This window comes from Bacillus sp. FSL K6-4563, from assembly GCF_038630405.1.
Classification (GTDB): domain Bacteria; phylum Bacillota; class Bacilli; order Bacillales; family Bacillaceae; genus Bacillus; species Bacillus pumilus.
In genome coordinates this window covers 38,824-53,827 of record NZ_CP152030.1, presented here as the reverse complement: position 1 = coordinate 53,827, position 15,004 = coordinate 38,824, and the positions used below count along the sequence as shown (strand labels likewise).

Annotated in this window: 17 protein-coding genes; 1 reads left to right on the top strand and 16 read right to left on the bottom strand. The window is 40.9% G+C overall.

Going from position 1 to position 15,004, the window contains the following annotated elements:
• Nucleotides 1-84: 84 nt before the first annotated feature.
• The 5 genes from rsmA to metG form a co-directional block, all read right to left on the bottom strand.
• Nucleotides 85-963: a 16S rRNA (adenine(1518)-N(6)/adenine(1519)-N(6))-dimethyltransferase RsmA gene (gene rsmA / locus MHH54_RS00280; RefSeq protein ID WP_251191533.1), complete on the bottom strand. Its 879-nt coding sequence runs from the start codon at nucleotides 961-963 to the stop codon at nucleotides 85-87.
• Complete coding sequence (gene rnmV / locus MHH54_RS00275) at nucleotides 956-1,516, bottom strand: ribonuclease M5 (RefSeq protein WP_003217938.1); 561 nt, start codon at nucleotides 1,514-1,516, stop codon at nucleotides 956-958. Before rnmV ends, rsmA begins: the two co-directional genes overlap by 8 nt.
• Before the next feature lie 160 nt (nucleotides 1,517-1,676).
• Entirely contained in the window at nucleotides 1,677-2,879 is a 1,203-nt protein-coding gene (locus tag MHH54_RS00270) for a G5 and 3D domain-containing protein (RefSeq protein WP_106033210.1), read from the bottom strand.
• 244 nt (nucleotides 2,880-3,123) lie between these two features.
• Nucleotides 3,124-3,891 carry a TatD family hydrolase gene (locus tag MHH54_RS00265; protein WP_050945797.1) on the bottom strand — a complete coding sequence of 256 codons (768 nt, stop codon included), beginning with the start codon at nucleotides 3,889-3,891 and terminating at the stop codon, nucleotides 3,124-3,126.
• 81 nt (nucleotides 3,892-3,972) lie between these two features.
• Nucleotides 3,973-5,964, bottom strand: coding sequence for a methionine--tRNA ligase (gene metG / locus MHH54_RS00260; protein ID WP_106033208.1), 1,992 nt, complete (start codon nucleotides 5,962-5,964; stop codon nucleotides 3,973-3,975).
• Nucleotides 5,965-6,484: 520 nt separating this feature from the next.
• Here metG and MHH54_RS00255 point away from each other — a divergent pair.
• A complete protein-coding gene (locus MHH54_RS00255; RefSeq protein ID WP_087975202.1) occupies nucleotides 6,485-6,775 on the top strand; it encodes an AbrB/MazE/SpoVT family DNA-binding domain-containing protein in 291 nt (96 codons plus the stop codon).
• Nucleotides 6,776-6,820: 45 nt separating this feature from the next.
• On the opposite strand, the gene rsmI is transcribed toward MHH54_RS00255, so the two are convergent.
• From rsmI to MHH54_RS00200, 11 genes are all read right to left on the bottom strand, one after another.
• Nucleotides 6,821-7,699: a 16S rRNA (cytidine(1402)-2'-O)-methyltransferase gene (gene rsmI / locus MHH54_RS00250; protein WP_113386627.1), complete on the bottom strand. Its 879-nt coding sequence runs from the start codon at nucleotides 7,697-7,699 to the stop codon at nucleotides 6,821-6,823.
• On the bottom strand, nucleotides 7,677-7,973 hold the full coding sequence (locus MHH54_RS00245; RefSeq protein ID WP_003217970.1) for a GIY-YIG nuclease family protein: 297 nt from the start codon (nucleotides 7,971-7,973) through the stop codon (nucleotides 7,677-7,679). Before MHH54_RS00245 ends, rsmI begins: the two co-directional genes overlap by 23 nt.
• Nucleotides 7,960-8,703 carry a tRNA1(Val) (adenine(37)-N6)-methyltransferase gene (locus tag MHH54_RS00240; protein WP_044140390.1) on the bottom strand — a complete coding sequence of 248 codons (744 nt, stop codon included), beginning with the start codon at nucleotides 8,701-8,703 and terminating at the stop codon, nucleotides 7,960-7,962. The genes MHH54_RS00245 and MHH54_RS00240 overlap by 14 nt, the downstream gene beginning before the upstream one ends.
• A gap of 55 nt (nucleotides 8,704-8,758) precedes the next feature.
• A complete protein-coding gene (yabA, locus tag MHH54_RS00235) occupies nucleotides 8,759-9,112 on the bottom strand; it encodes a DNA replication initiation control protein YabA (RefSeq protein WP_003217957.1) in 354 nt (117 codons plus the stop codon).
• Between the two features lie 14 nt (nucleotides 9,113-9,126).
• Nucleotides 9,127-9,954 (bottom strand): stage 0 sporulation family protein, encoded by an 828-nt coding sequence (locus MHH54_RS00230; protein WP_003217932.1) that lies wholly within the window; start codon nucleotides 9,952-9,954, stop codon nucleotides 9,127-9,129.
• 2 nt (nucleotides 9,955-9,956) lie between these two features.
• Nucleotides 9,957-10,946 (bottom strand): DNA polymerase III subunit delta', encoded by a 990-nt coding sequence (holB, locus tag MHH54_RS00225; RefSeq protein ID WP_050945801.1) that lies wholly within the window; start codon nucleotides 10,944-10,946, stop codon nucleotides 9,957-9,959.
• Between the two features lie 11 nt (nucleotides 10,947-10,957).
• Nucleotides 10,958-11,398, bottom strand: coding sequence for a DUF327 family protein (locus MHH54_RS00220; protein WP_044140388.1), 441 nt, complete (start codon nucleotides 11,396-11,398; stop codon nucleotides 10,958-10,960).
• 12 nt (nucleotides 11,399-11,410) lie between these two features.
• Nucleotides 11,411-11,740 carry a cyclic-di-AMP receptor gene (locus MHH54_RS00215; protein ID WP_012008640.1) on the bottom strand — a complete coding sequence of 110 codons (330 nt, stop codon included), beginning with the start codon at nucleotides 11,738-11,740 and terminating at the stop codon, nucleotides 11,411-11,413.
• Nucleotides 11,741-11,819: 79 nt separating this feature from the next.
• Nucleotides 11,820-12,458 carry a dTMP kinase gene (gene tmk / locus MHH54_RS00210; RefSeq protein ID WP_044140387.1) on the bottom strand — a complete coding sequence of 213 codons (639 nt, stop codon included), beginning with the start codon at nucleotides 12,456-12,458 and terminating at the stop codon, nucleotides 11,820-11,822.
• The gene (locus tag MHH54_RS00205) at nucleotides 12,455-13,864 is read right to left on the bottom strand and encodes an aminotransferase class I/II-fold pyridoxal phosphate-dependent enzyme (RefSeq protein WP_003217894.1); all 1,410 of its coding nucleotides are present in this window, start codon (nucleotides 13,862-13,864) and stop codon (nucleotides 12,455-12,457) included. Before MHH54_RS00205 ends, tmk begins: the two co-directional genes overlap by 4 nt.
• Nucleotides 13,865-13,941: 77 nt before the next feature.
• Nucleotides 13,942-15,000: a toxic anion resistance protein gene (locus MHH54_RS00200; protein ID WP_342500561.1), complete on the bottom strand. Its 1,059-nt coding sequence runs from the start codon at nucleotides 14,998-15,000 to the stop codon at nucleotides 13,942-13,944.
• Nucleotides 15,001-15,004: the final 4 nt, after the last annotated feature.

Genomic DNA, 15,004 nt, shown 5'->3' with positions numbered 1-15,004 from the left:
TAAATATGTTCGTCTTTCATGGTGCTGTTCTTTCTAGCCTATGCCCGAACAAACGAAGTGGTGAAAAACAAAAGAAAAAAGCCCTTAAGACAGGGCTTTTTGTAAAACATTCGCCAACCGGGCAAATTCCTCAATGGATAATGACTCGCCGCGGCGCTTTCCATCAATGTCTGCTGTTTGAAGTGCTTCTTCAATGATCGCTTTATGTTGCTTTCCATCAGGTAAGTTGTTCATGAGATTATTCATCAATGTTTTTCGGCGCTGACCAAAGCTCGCACGGATCAATTGAAAGAAAAACTCATCATTTTCTACTGAGACAGCAGGCGTTTCACGAACGGTCAGCTTGATCACAGCCGAATCGACATTTGGCTGTGGAACGAAAACCGTTTTAGGCACAACCATCACCGTTTTCGCTTCCGTATAGTATTGAACTGCGATAGACAGCGAATTGTATTCCTTTGATGAAGGGACAGCAGCCATACGATCTGCTACTTCTTTTTGCAGCATGACTACAATCCCTTTCAATGGAAGATTTTCTTCAAGCAGCTTCATAATAATCGGTGTCGTCACGTAATATGGAAGGTTGGCGACAACCATCACTTCTTTACAGTCAGCAAAATTTTCCTCGATGACCTTTCCCACATCTGCCTTTAATACGTCTTGATGAATGATCGTAACATTATCATATGGAGAAAGTGTATCGTTTAAAATGGGCAATAACCGCTGATCGATTTCAAACGCGGTGACTTTCTTTGCACGCTTAGCGAGCTGCTCGGTCAATGCACCGATACCAGGCCCAATCTCAATCACGCCGGTCTCATCCGTCACCTCTGCGTGATCGACAATACGATCGAGTATATTTGTATCAATTAAAAAGTTCTGCCCTAAGCTCTTTTTAAAAGAGAAACCGTATTTCTTCAGTATTTCCTTCGTTCTGATGGGTGTCGCTATATCTTTATTCATCGGCTTCCTCCTGCATGACGGTCTTTAAGGCCGCAATAAAATCATGTTTGGTTATTTGGAACATGTGAAGGCGCTTATGCAGCTGCTTCGCATTGGTATATCCTATATTTAATAGCACACCTAGTCGTTCTCGGCGGCGTTTCGATGATTCGCCTCCGATTAGGCCTGCGTCAAATAAGTCATCTAATGTAATGTCACTTTCCGTTACTTCCATTTCCTCATGGACATGGGCAAGGCATTCCCGAATACTGTCCAAGGAAGCATGCTCGACACCAATTCCTTTGTCCCGCTTCGCCTTCGCAAGATGTTTTGGCAAAAATGCGTGCTTACAGCCAGGAACCGCTTCTGCGATGGTTTTCCGGATCTTCTCCCCAGGGAAATCAGGATCAGTTAAAATAATGACCCCTCTCGTCTCCTGAGCAAGACGCACTTGTTGAATAACTGTATCGCCAATGGCTGATCCGTTTGTTTCGATCGTATCTGCATCAACTGCCATCTTCAATCTCGCAGTGTCGTCACGACCTTCCACCACAATGATTTCTTTAATTTTCATGTATTCCTCCGCTTGCAAAAACAATAAACAATTTTTGGTTAAAAAATGAAACCTTTCTTGCTGTTTTTGCGTCTAATTAATTAGAAAACAGTGCTTCTATTATAACCAAAAAAACAGAGGGTGCGCAAAGCCCTCTGTTCATATAAATGATTTGATGTGTTTATTTGAGTACTCTAATTTTCACTCGTTTATTTCCCCATTGATAAGCTGCCGACTTATTCGGGACGAACACATCAATTTTATTCCCTTTTATAGCAGATCCAGTGTCTGATGCAACGGCATATCCATAGCCTTCCACATACACTTTAGAGCCTAGCGGAATGACACTCGGATCAACTGCTATGACCTTTGCACCTGGATTTGATTTTAAATTATAGCCAGTTGACGTTCTGCCCGTACATCCAGCACAGCTCGCTGTATAGGCTGTCGACGCCACATAAAATTCTTTTCCTGACGATTCATTGCTTCTTGAAACGGCAGGTGTCGCTTTAGGCTCTTTTTGGGACTCTTGTGTACCAATGGCCACTAAACGATCCTTGCTATCTTTTTCAGTCACTTCTTTAATCAATTCTTTAGACACCACTTTGCCGTTTTCTTTCACAATGGCATAGTGCTTCTTCAATTTACCTTCTTCACCTTTTTTAAGCACCTTCTCTTTTCCTTTTTCAAGAGAACGATCCTTTTTATGTTTGGTATCAAAAGCAATTTTCTCTTCCACTACATCGGTGACTTTTTCCACCCGAGTGATCTGGATATCTGCGCTTTTATTAGAAATGTGACTATGTAACGCAGGTTTGATCTTATCGTGCTTCTTGAGCTTCAGCTCTTGTTGCTTTAAAAAGTCAGCGACCGTAGTCGAAGTGGTCCACACTTTTTTCTCTTTTCCTCCATCATTTACGCTGACCTGGAAGGCCTGCTGAACCACAAGATCCATATCCTTTTTAATCTTGTCATTCTTTCCTGGAGTTACTTGATCGTGCTTCCCAATATCTATCTTCTCATTCTTCAATAATGCTCCAACCGTCTGATCTGTTGTCCATATCGTTTTCTCTTTCCCATCTAGGGTCAGATGAACCGGTATAGCCGCATCATACACAATGTTCATGTTGTCTTCAATCTTTGTATTTAGACTTGGAGAGATATGATCCTCCGCCTTGGTCTTTATTCCAAGGTCTGAAAGCAGCTGTGCTACTGTCTCTTCATGTGTACGAATTGTCTTCTCTTTACCATTGATTGAAATGGTAATAGACTGCTTAGTGAGCTCATGCGCACCGTAAGCCGTCCCAGTTCCAGCTAAAAGCAAGCAAACAACTAGTAATAAAACCTTGCCTTTTCCTAGCTTAACAGAAAACAGATTTTTCATTTTTTGTACGATGAAAAACGCCTCCTTCTCCTCGGAGAGATTATATAGAGTATCTCAAAACCTGTCAACCCTTCCACCCACTGTACAAAAATGCTCGATTGTAACCCTATTATGGGAGATTAATGGAAGGAAGGGAAGAAAGACTTATCGACAACTTATCCTATGAAGAGGCGTAAACGTGTAGAACATTTTCGTTATGTTTCACAAATGGACAAGCTTAAACAAGGATTGACATCATATACTGTCAGTTTATACCGAAAACTTTTTTCGCATTTTTTGTGGTCAATTCAGCAAGCTCTTCAAAGCTTATTTCTCGTAACTCCGCAATTTGTTCTGCGATATATTTCACATAACTTGGCTCATTGCGTTTTCCTCTAAATGGCGCTGGCGTTAAGTATGGGCAGTCTGTTTCAATTAAAAGTCGGTCACTTGGTATGTCTTTGACAACTTCCTTCGGTTTTTTGGCATTTTTAAATGTCACGGGTCCACCGAATGAAATATAAAAGTTCATATCCATACACGCTTTTGCGATTTCTAGGCTGCCAGTAAAGCAATGCATAATCCCTCCAACTTCAGCCGCTCCCTCTTCCTTTAAGATCGTCACGACATCTTCCGTTGCGTCACGATTATGAATAATGATCGGAAGATTCACTTCCTTCGCAAGAGCAATTTGACGTCTAAAGACTTCTTTTTGCACATCTTTTGGCGACTTGTCCCAATAGTAATCGAGACCCATTTCTCCAATTGCAACGACTTTTTCATGTTGAGATAATTCTTTGATCCACAGCAAATCCTCATCTGTCATATCGATGGCGTCGACTGGGTGCCAGCCAATGGCTGCATAGATGAAATCATACTCTTCAATTAATTCCATTGCTCTCGTAATTGTCGGGCGGTCAAACCCTACCACTACGATTTTTTCGACTTTTTCACTCTTCGCTCTTTCGATCACCTGCTCTAAGTCTTCATTATATTGTTCCGCATTTAAGTGGGCATGTGTATCAAATAACATCGTTGATTGCTCCTTTCGACAATTCTTCTAAAAAACAAAAGGTGTTCGACGAAATGTTACACGTGGAACACCTTTGTTGATTTATAAAATTTTTGTTCCATTTGCTAGAGATTGATCCACTTCAAGAACCTGCAATTTCCCGCTAGTTTCTCCAGTTAAAATCATTCCCTGGGAAATTTCCCCTCTGAGTTTAACTGGTGTGAGATTTGCTACACAGACGAGCTTCTTCCCTACTAATTCCTCAGGTTGATAATGCTTGGCTATCCCTGAAACAATTTGTCTCTTTTCAAATCCAAAATCAAGCTGCAGCTTTAAGAGACGATCTGCTTTTTTCACTGGGGCTGCTTCCAGTACCTGTGCGACTCGAAGATCAACTTTTGAGAAATCATCAAAAGCAATTTCTGCTCCTAGCTCAGGTAATTCTGTTTCTACTTTCTCTTCTTCTACCTTTGGTGCACTTCCCTGCATTTTCTCTTTAATATATGCTACTTCTTCTTCAACCTCTAAACGCGGGAACAAAGGCTCGCCTTTTTGTACCGTCGCTTGTTGAATCGCACCGAAAGATAGAGTGCTATCCCAGCTTTTAAGTTTCTCTTCTTCAATGCCAAGCTGGAAGAAAATTTTCTCAGGTGTTTTCGTTAGGAAAGGCGTTAAGAGCACTGCTGTGATGCGGAGTGATTCTGCTAAATGATACATGACAGAATGCAGCTCTTTTCGTTTTGTTTCATCCTTTGCCAGCACCCAAGGAGCTGTCTGGTCAATATATTTATTGGTTCTGCTGATTAATGTCCAAACATTTGAAAGAGCCACCGAGAATTCAAGGTTTTCCATCGCTTCTTCATAGGCTTTGACTGTTTGCTCAGCTACTGCTTTAAGCTCCTCATCAAACTCATTAACTGGACCCTTATAGCTACTTAATGTACCGTCAAAATATTTTTGAACCATCGCAACTGTACGGTTAAGCAAGTTACCTAAATCATTGGCAAGGTCATAGTTTACACGTTCCACGAATCCTTCTGGTGTAAACACACCATCCGCACCAAATGGTACTTCACGAAGGAGGTAATAACGAAGGGCATCAAGACCGTAGCGATCTATTAATGTGACCGGATCTACTACGTTCCCTTTTGATTTAGACATCTTACCATCTTTCATCAACAGCCAGCCGTGTGCGAAAATTTGTTTCGGCAGCGGCAGATCGAGTGCCATCAGCATAATTGGCCAATAAATCGTATGAAAACGAACAATTTCTTTCCCTACGAGGTGCACGTTGGCAGGCCAATATTTTTTATATTTTTCATCCTGATCAGTTCCGTAACCAATCGCAGTTAAATAGTTGAACAACGCATCAATCCATACATAGATGACGTGCTTTGGATTGTTTGGAACTTTAATTCCCCAGTCAAAGGTTGTTCTTGATACAGCTAGATCCTCTAAACCTGGTTTGATGAAGTTATTGATCATTTCATTCTTTCTTGATTCAGGCTGAATGAACGTTGGATTCTTTTCGTAATAGTCTAGTAAACGATCCGCATACTTACTCATACGGAAGAAATATGATTCCTCTTTAATTAATTCGACAGGATGTCCGCTGTCAGGGCTTTTCCCGCCAGTGACTTCTCCTTTTTCATTCCGCTCAACATCCACAAGCTGTGTTTCCGTATAGAATGTCTCATCAGGAATACTGTACCAGCCTTCATATTGGTCTAAATAAATATCGCCTTGATCAAGCAGCTTTTGAAACACTTGCTCAATGATTTTCGTATGTCTTTTTTCTGTTGTACGGATGAAATCATCATTGGAAATGTCGAGTTTCTTCCATAGTGATTGAATGTCTGCTACGACAGGATCTAAATATTCGATCGGTGTGATGTTTTGTTCTTCAGCTTTTTGCTGAATTTTTTGTCCGTGCTCATCTGTACCCGTTAAATACATCACATCATAGCCTTGAAGACGTTTATAACGAGCCATAGCATCCCCTGCTACTGTCGTATAAGCATGTCCAATATGTAATTTTCCGCTCGGATAGTAAATAGGTGTTGTCAGATAGAACGTTTTTTTCTTTTCCGGCATGTTGGAACCTCCTGCGTGTGTGTAAATGTCAAAAACTCCCGCCCAATGGACGAGAGCGGTTATCATCATTACATGAAAATGTGTTAGATCCATTTATTAAATTTTGCACTTGTGCTTTCTCTATGATACCATCTTAGCCTTTAAGATCAAGCATATATACATAGAACAAGATGAAATGATCGAAAAAGATGAGTTTTTCGAAAAAAACGACAAACCTGTCGACATTTTGTCGAATATTGTCGTATGAAATCTATCTCCAGATTTACAATTGTCTAATTTAGGGCAAAAGTCTTGTTAATCTGAACTCGTCATTTCTCATATTTTCATAGAAAAAAGCCGCAAAATCCTTATAAATCAGTAGTTTCAAGGTCTTTTGACTTTAAGAGTCATATTTTACAAACAATAGTAAACAAAATGATTGACGATTTATGGAAACCTTGTTATGCTATGAATGTAAGGAATTTGTCGAATAATGACGAAGATAATATTATATTAAGAATAAGAACTCTTTGGGAGGAGAATGAAGATGAAATCTACAGGTATTGTACGTAAAGTTGACGAATTAGGGCGCGTGGTGATTCCAATCGAACTTCGCCGTACTCTAGGAATCGCTGAAAAAGACGCTTTGGAAATTTATGTTGATGATGAAAAAATTATCCTAAAAAAATATAAACCAAACATGACTTGCCAAGTTACAGGTGAAGTATCAGACGATAACCTTAAACTTGCTAATGGTAAATTAGTTCTTAGCCGTGAAGGTGCAGAGCAAATCATTAACGAAATCCAAAACCAACTTCAATCACAAAAATAAGTTTGATATAAAAAAGGTTCTTGCACCGTTTGCAAGAACCTTTCTTTATTGTTCAATATGATAGGCATCGTATATGGTGCGCTTTGGTACACCACGTTCGACGGCTGCATGTTTAATGGCTTCCTTCGACGTTAATCCTTCCTCTATGTAATGGATTACGTGTTCCTTTTCAGATAAGGACTTCCACCAGACATCTTCATTTAGCTCTTCTTCATCTTGATCGTTACCTTGTACGACTAGACAGAATTCACCTCGGATTTGATTCTCTACCGCCCATGTCAGCACAGACTCTAAATCTCCACGAATAAACTCTTCAAATTTTTTCGTTAGTTCTCTCGTAATGGCGATATTCCGGTTGCCCCACACTTCCTTCATCAAAGTCAGCGTTTCTTTTAACCGATGAGGCGCTTCATAGAAAATGATTGTTTCTTGACGCTTCTTCAAAGCTTCGAGCTGTTTTTTCTTTTCCTTTTTTTGTCGGTCAAGAAATCCATAAAAGAAAAATGGCTGCGGCGTGATCCCTGAGGCAATGAGTGCTGTAAGTGCAGCATTTGCTCCAGGTAACGGAACGACATAACCGCCGATATTCGTAAAGTCACGGACCACTTCAGCACCTGGATCAGAGATCGTCGGTAAACCAGCATCACTCACGAGTGCGATGTTTTTTCCTTCTTTTAACCATTCGATCAACTTGTGACCGCTGCTGTCTTTGTTATGCTCATGATAACTCGTTAATGGCGTATCAATTTCATAGACATGACAAAGTTTTTTCGTTTGTCTTGTATCCTCTGCGGCAATATAGTCTACATCTTTTAATGTTTGTATGGCTCGAAACGTCATATCTTCTAAATTGCCAATTGGGGTTGGGACGAGATATAGAATGCCCATATCTGATTGACCATCAAAGCTTTTCTGTGTTTTCATGTGCCGCCTCCTTTTCAATACGCATTTCTTCTATATAAAGATCTTTCTTTTTCCGTGTCCACGTTTTGAAACGATATTCTTGCTGCATGGCTTCTCTCTTGGTTGCAAAACATTCATGATAATACAGCTCAACTGGCCGTCTTGCTCTTGTATACTTTGCTCCCTTTCCACTATTGTGGGTCGTCAGTCTTTTTTGTAAATCATTTGTATAACCTGCATATAGGCTGCCGTCTGCACATTTCAATACATAGAAATAATGATTATGCTTCTCCATACAGTATCGTCCTGATTTCCTCAGTATACTCTTGATCATCTCCATAAACAAAAAGAGGCGGGAGAATTTTCAGATCTGGTTTTCCATCTTTTATCCCCTCTACTAAGATGGTATTGGCTTCCTTACCCTGTTTTGGATAAACAAATTGAATTCGTTTTGGCTCAATTCGGTACTTCTTCATCAATTCCACAATCTCAAGTAGCCGGCCAGGCCGATGAACCATCGCCAGTTTCCCTCCTTGCTTCAGCAGCGTGGAAGAAACGCGAATGACATCTTCTAATGTACAATGAATTTCATGCCGAGCAATGGCCAAGTATTCATTCTCATTGATTTCTTCTTTAGAAGGTGTCTTAAAATATGGTGGATTACATGTAATGACATCTACTTTGTGATTGCCGTAGCGTGCTGGCATATCATTCAGATCGCCATGAATCAGTTCTATCTGCTTTTCAAGTTGATTATACGCCACACTTCTTTTTGCCATATCAAACAGCCGTTCTTGAATTTCGACCCCAGTAATGGAAGCCTTAGATCGAGTCGAAAGCAGCAATGGCACAATGCCATTTCCCGTGCAAAGATCAATGATCTCTCCTTTTTGGATGGGCACATACGCAAATTTTGCTAATAACACTGCGTCCAATGAAAAGGCGAAAACCGTTTTACTTTGAATAATTTTCATATCTTCGGCGAGCAAATAATCTAATCGTTCATCTTCTCTTAACGAAACCATGATGTATCCTTTCTTTTCCTGTGAAAAAGGCTTCCGATTCAGCGGAAGCCTTTTCTCATTTTTTATTTAAAAATGACAGACAGAACAAACAGTCTCCCTCTTTACGTATGCTCCCATAATGTACATTGCAAATATGGAAGCCCTCCTGATATAACCGAGCCAGGTTATCATGACCTTCTCCTATATCAGAATGACCTGGTTTCTGAGCAGAATCATTCTCTGTCTCAGACGATTTGTCCCGATCGGACTGATCCAGACGTTCACGCAAGTGCTGATTCTCCATCTGCAGCTGATGATTTTCTTCAATCACTTCACCGATATGATTTTTCAAATCACCTAACTGGCGATAAAGAGAACCAATTTGTTCTTCTAAATTGATCACCGTATCAAATAGTTCCTTTTTATCCAAGGTGGCACACCTCGTTACTCAGTTGTTTGTGCAGATACAACGCCTTCTTGTAATAATTCTTCCCAAGTATATTCTACCACTTTTTCTTGCCCGGTTAATTCAACTTGCAAAATTCGTTCTAAAATGTTGAGCCCTACTACCTTTGCAGAGCCACTAGATGTTTGAATCGTTTCACCGATATCCGGCAATTGTTCTTTCGCTGTTTCATACTCATCATTCTCATATTTCAAGCAGCACATCAAACGACCGCAAAGCCCTGAAATTTTTGTGGGATTTAGCGACAGGTTTTGATCTTTTGCCATCTTAATGGATACTGGTTCAAAGTCTCCTAAGAATGTCGAACAGCAAAGCATTCGCCCGCAAGGTCCTATGCCACCCAGCATTTTTGCCTCGTCTCTTACACCAATCTGGCGAAGTTCAATTCTCGTTTTGAAGATCGATGCAAGATCCTTCACTAGCTCACGGAAATCTACTCTGCCATCCGCTGTGAAGTAGAAAATGACCTTGTTTCGGTCAAATGTAAATTCAACATCAACCAGCTTCATTTCAAGACCGTGTTCACTTACCTTCTGAAGACATGTATCAAAGGCTGTCATCGCTGCTTCTTTGTTTTCCTCAACGATGAGTCGGTCTCGTTCGTCTGCTACACGAATCACCTTACGCAGAGGAAGAACGACATCGTGTTCATCTACTTTTTTATTAGCGATGACCACTTGTCCGTACTCAACTCCTCTGACCGTCTCTACAATGACACAACTATCATTTTCTATATGAAATCCATTAGGATCGAAATAATAGATTTTGCCCGCTTTTTTAAAGCGAACACCAATTACGTTGTACAAGCTTATCCCTCCTGCAACATCAACACCAATTGCTCCATCAGCCCTTGGGCATTCACGTTGGATTGAAGTCTCTTTTTCGCTTCTAATACAGCAAGGATCTGGTTCGTCACCATCTGCTGTGTGGAATGCAGCGCGTGCTGCTTCATTGTCTGGAATAAGTCTTGATAAATGACTTTATCTTCATTTCCTATTTGAATCGACAAAACATCACGATATATAAATAAAAGCATATCCAGACCTGTTTCTTGAAGGTCTTTCTCTTTGAAAAAAGGCATCCATTGATCCTGTATATAAAAAAATGCATGTTCTTTTCGCTGGTGTAAGACTTCATACAATTTTATCACTTTCGCTCTAGACTCTGCAAACTGATCATTTCGACTTAATTCGAGTGCTTCTGCTAAATTGTTGGTTAAATTCGACAAAAGCCTTGCAAGATGCTGAGATACGCCTTCTTGTAATAGCTGCTGCTCCAAGGATTGTGGCTGCAGCGGCTGAAAGCTGAGCATCTGACATCTTGAAATAATCGTATCCAACATTTTATGCGATTGCTCAGTGATTAAAATTGCCATCGTTTCCCGGTTAGGCTCCTCTAGGAACTTTAATAAACTGTTCGCAGCATTAACCGTCATTTTGTCCGCATGAAGAATGATATACATTTTTCGGTGAGATTCCACACCTGCTTTTGTAAATTCCTCTTGCAATGCCTGTACTTGCGCTTTCTTAATTGATTGACCATCAGGCTGCACGAGATGTAAATCGGGATGGTTTCCTGACTCAATCCTCTTGCAGTTTTGACAGGATTCACACGGTTTCACTCCTGATTCCAAGCAAAAAAAACTCTTAGCCAAAAGCATCGCAGCTTCCCGCTTACCAGTACCCTTTTTTCCTTCAAATAAGTAGGCATGCGCAAGTCGATCTTTATCAATACTATTAAAAATCAGCCGCATGACGCGCGGCTGCAACTCATTCATGTCATCCCAGCTAATTGCCATGTTATCACTCTCTATGTGTAAAGGTTAATCAATAAACCTTTTATTTCTCCAATACGTTCAAGCAAATCAATAGATGGCTTCTCTTGGTCCATCATATCCTCTGTTAATTCAATCAGCTTTTCATCTAATGCTTTGACTAAAGCGAGTGTACGCGTGTTGCCATAAATGTCAAAGCTTCTTGATGTTTCTATATTTAATCCATTATCGACTGTCTCTTTCACAAAGCGCTTCACAAGACCTTTAAACCTAGCCAAGTCCTTTAAGTTTCGTGACTTTGTCAACTTTTTACCGAATACTTCGATATCACTCAGCATAACCGTCAGCTGCTCTAAGCGCATTTTGCCGCTTTGCGTCTCCATTGATGCTTTAAAAGAGGCAGATGTTTGGCTTCCTTTCATGCCTTGGAGTTCACGCTTTTCTAAAAGCAGCCGCATATCTTGATTAATTTTCACAGCAACCCATCCTTAGAATTGATGAAATTGTTCAACTGGCAGAATAAAGACAGTAGCTCCACCAACTTCAACCTCAACAGGGTATGGTACATATGAATCTGCGTTACCACCCATTGGAGATACAGGTGCAATCATTTGATCACGTTTACGGCAATTTTCTTTTATAAGCTGTAACGCTTTATCCACTCGGACATCATCACAACCAATGATAAAAGTCGTATTCCCAGACTTTAAAAACCCACCAGTTGAAGCTAATTTTGTCACGCCGAATTGATGTTCAGTCAATATTTTCAACAACTTGCTGCTATCTTGGTCCTGTACAACGGCAACAATTAATTTCATTTGATTGGCCTCCTTTGTTTTAGGCACAGGTGACATGCCGATGTCTTCCTCTATATTATAACAACGATTGGGAATGAGGTCATTTTTGATTTTTCTTTAATGTGTCCTGAATCACTCGAAGTACTTCTTCATAAACATTTTGCATCGGCTGAGAAGCATCCACTACATGGAATCGTTCTGGTGATTGCGCAATAAGTAGTTCATAGCCTTCTCTGACCAACTGGTGGAAATTCAGCGTCTCCATGTCTAATCGATTCTTTTCTCTTCCTTGATTGGCGTGAATTCGCTTTAGCCCTTCCTCAGGTGTAATAGAAAAGTAAATCGTCATTTGCGGCATCGTGCCATCAATAGCAAAGTCGTTAATTGATCTGACTTGGTCAATTCCAAGCCCTCTCGCATAACCTTGATAAGCAAGAGAGCTATCAACAAAACGATCACACAAGACTGTCTCTCCGCGCTGCAATGCCGGTTCTACCTTTTCAGCCAAATGCTGCCTTCTTGCTGCTGCATACAGCAATGCCTCTGTTTTCGCATCCATTTTTGTATTTTTTTCATTTAAAATGACTTCACGGATCTGCTCAGCAATGTCAATGCCGCCCGGCTCGCGTGTCGCCATCACTGCATATCCTTGACGTTCCATTTCTTCGTACACTTTTCGTATCACTGTCGTTTTTCCGGCACCCTCTGGCCCTTCAAACGTAATAAACATACCACTCATAGTGTCTCCTCTTCTATATAAACATATAATTTTCTCTGATGAATGACCTGACTTGCTTGAATATGAACCTCGTGACCAAGCAAACGGCTTAACGCCTCAATTTGTTCTTTTTCAATACGCTCTCCCTTAATCATCAAAGGAATTCCAGGTGGATAGGGAATAATGGATTCTGCACTCATCCGGCCTGCTGCATGTTCAAATGGGACAGCCTCTATGTCTTGATTTTGTACATCAGTCTCAATAGATATCGTCTCATTTTGGATATGTTTTTTTCCTTTGAGCAATGAATCACTTTGCTTAAGAGCCTGCTCAATCCGCTTGAAAGGAACGTTCTGCCTCTGTTCTAAGCTAAGTACAAGTAAAACCTGATGTTCGTCCGCAAGCTCTGGATGAACATCCACTGATTCAAGCACCTGCTTTAGTTCGTAACCAGTCAGTCCTTTTGTTGATCGAATGACGCATTTTAAAGGATCGGAATGTATCGAGTCAGGTTCAACCACTTCAAGATGGGTCAGACGGTTGAACTGATCTTTCAGCTCTGTCAGTTCTTTCATGATTACATCCAATGTCCCTTTTCCTTTGATCTCCTCGACATAAGCTCTTGCTACATCTAATGAGCCCATAATTGGATAAGAGGGCGAACTACTTTGAAGCATCGTGAGCAAGGTTTTCAAACGCTTCGCATCGATTCGGTCCCCTTGAAGATGAAGATAGGAACCCATCGTCATTGCCGGAAGGGTTTTATGTGCTGATTGTACCACCACGTCCGCTCCATAGGAAAGAGCAGATGGAGGAAAGGCACCGCCTAATACAAAGTGCGCACCATGTGCCTCGTCAACCAAAACAACCATACCTGCTTCATGACACATGTGAATCAGCTTTGATAAATCAGCTGCGTGTCCGTAGTAGTTCGGATAAGTCAAAACGATTGCCCGGCAATGAGGATGTCTTGCTATGGCTTTTCTCACTGTATCATCCGTCACATGTGTTGGAACGTGCAAGTGAGCGTCTATCTCAGCGTCTATCAAAATAGGCGTTGCCCCTGCAAGCTCGATCGCATGAAAGACAGACTTATGGCAATTACGCTGGACAAAAATCTCGTCTCCCATGCGGCATGCTGTCATCACCATCGCCAAATTTCCGACTGTTGTGCCATTCACAAGGAAGAAGCTTTGACCTGAACCATATAGCTTAGTCAATAAATGTTCTGCCTCTTGGATGACCCCAGTCGGGTGATGAAGATCATCTAGGCCTTCAAGCTCCGTCACATCCAATTGAAGGATTGAAGCATAGTGAGACCGTGCCTCATCAAAAAAGACATCTCCATTGTGATGTCCTGGAACGTGAAAAGAATAAGGCTTCTTTTCCGCATGCTGTGCTAATGCTGTATATAAAGGTGTTCTCAAACAAATCGACCCTTTTCACTTTAACGATATCTTAAGTCTATTATAACGTTCAAACAAGTGAACCGAAAGATGGTTTCTCATTCCTTTATTGGATTCGCCAACTGCTGCTCTGCCTCATACATACTGCTTTTCAATTGAGCTCGCTCTTGGCTTCCATGCTCTTTCACCTGTAATGTTTCCTGTAATGTTTCAGCTAATTGACGTTGAACCTTTTTCAACGTATCTATAGGGGCTAAAGATGCCTCTTCAAGAATCTGCCCCTGCTGTTTCGATACATTTTCATATGTTTTTTGGATTCGGTTCTCAAGAGCTGAATTGGCCCGCTGCTGAATATGTGTTAATGCAATCGACATTTGGTTGATCCATAGAGGAATAGATGCTGAAACAGTTGATTGAATGTGATTGGCCAATGTATGATTCGTATGCTGGATCATCCGAATTTGAGCATTACATTGCAATGCAATTTGCCGGCTTAACAGCAAATCATACTTTCGTTCCTTTAGTCTCTCCACATACTCTTCTTCATTGATTTCTTGACTCATCAATTGCTCCTCTAACGTCCGTTCAACAGAAAGTTGCGTTTCTGAAAGAGGCTGCTGCTCTAACGTTGTCATTTTCGCTTCAACTGCGGCAACCTGCATCGTCATCTCTTGAAAATATGTTTGATTTTCTTCAAATAAACGCTCTAATAATATATGGTCCGAGATTAATACACCTCTTGCATAACGAAGCCTTGCGGACAATCTCTCGATCTGTGATTTTGCATGTTGAAATCGTGATATGATCTCCAGAATAGATCGCTTATCCCGTTGAAACCATTTCAAAAAAAAGCCCTGTTTCTTTGGCACTAAATCCTCAGGCTCCACTACTTGCAGCTGCTGCAAAAAGGCTTCAAGCACGTCTCCTATTTGATCGATATCTTTTTTCTCAACATATTTCATCATCTGTTGTGATTGTTCCAATAGTCGTTCCTGCACACGTGTACCATAGAAAAGGAGCTTTTGCGGATTTTCAGGGATCTGCTGAGCTCGCTGCACAGCTTCTTTTTTCTCTTCATCAGATAAGGTATCAAACACCCGAAACTGAAGATCTGTATTGGAGGCAAGTGATGTTGTGGCGCGATCTTCCGGTTTCATCGAG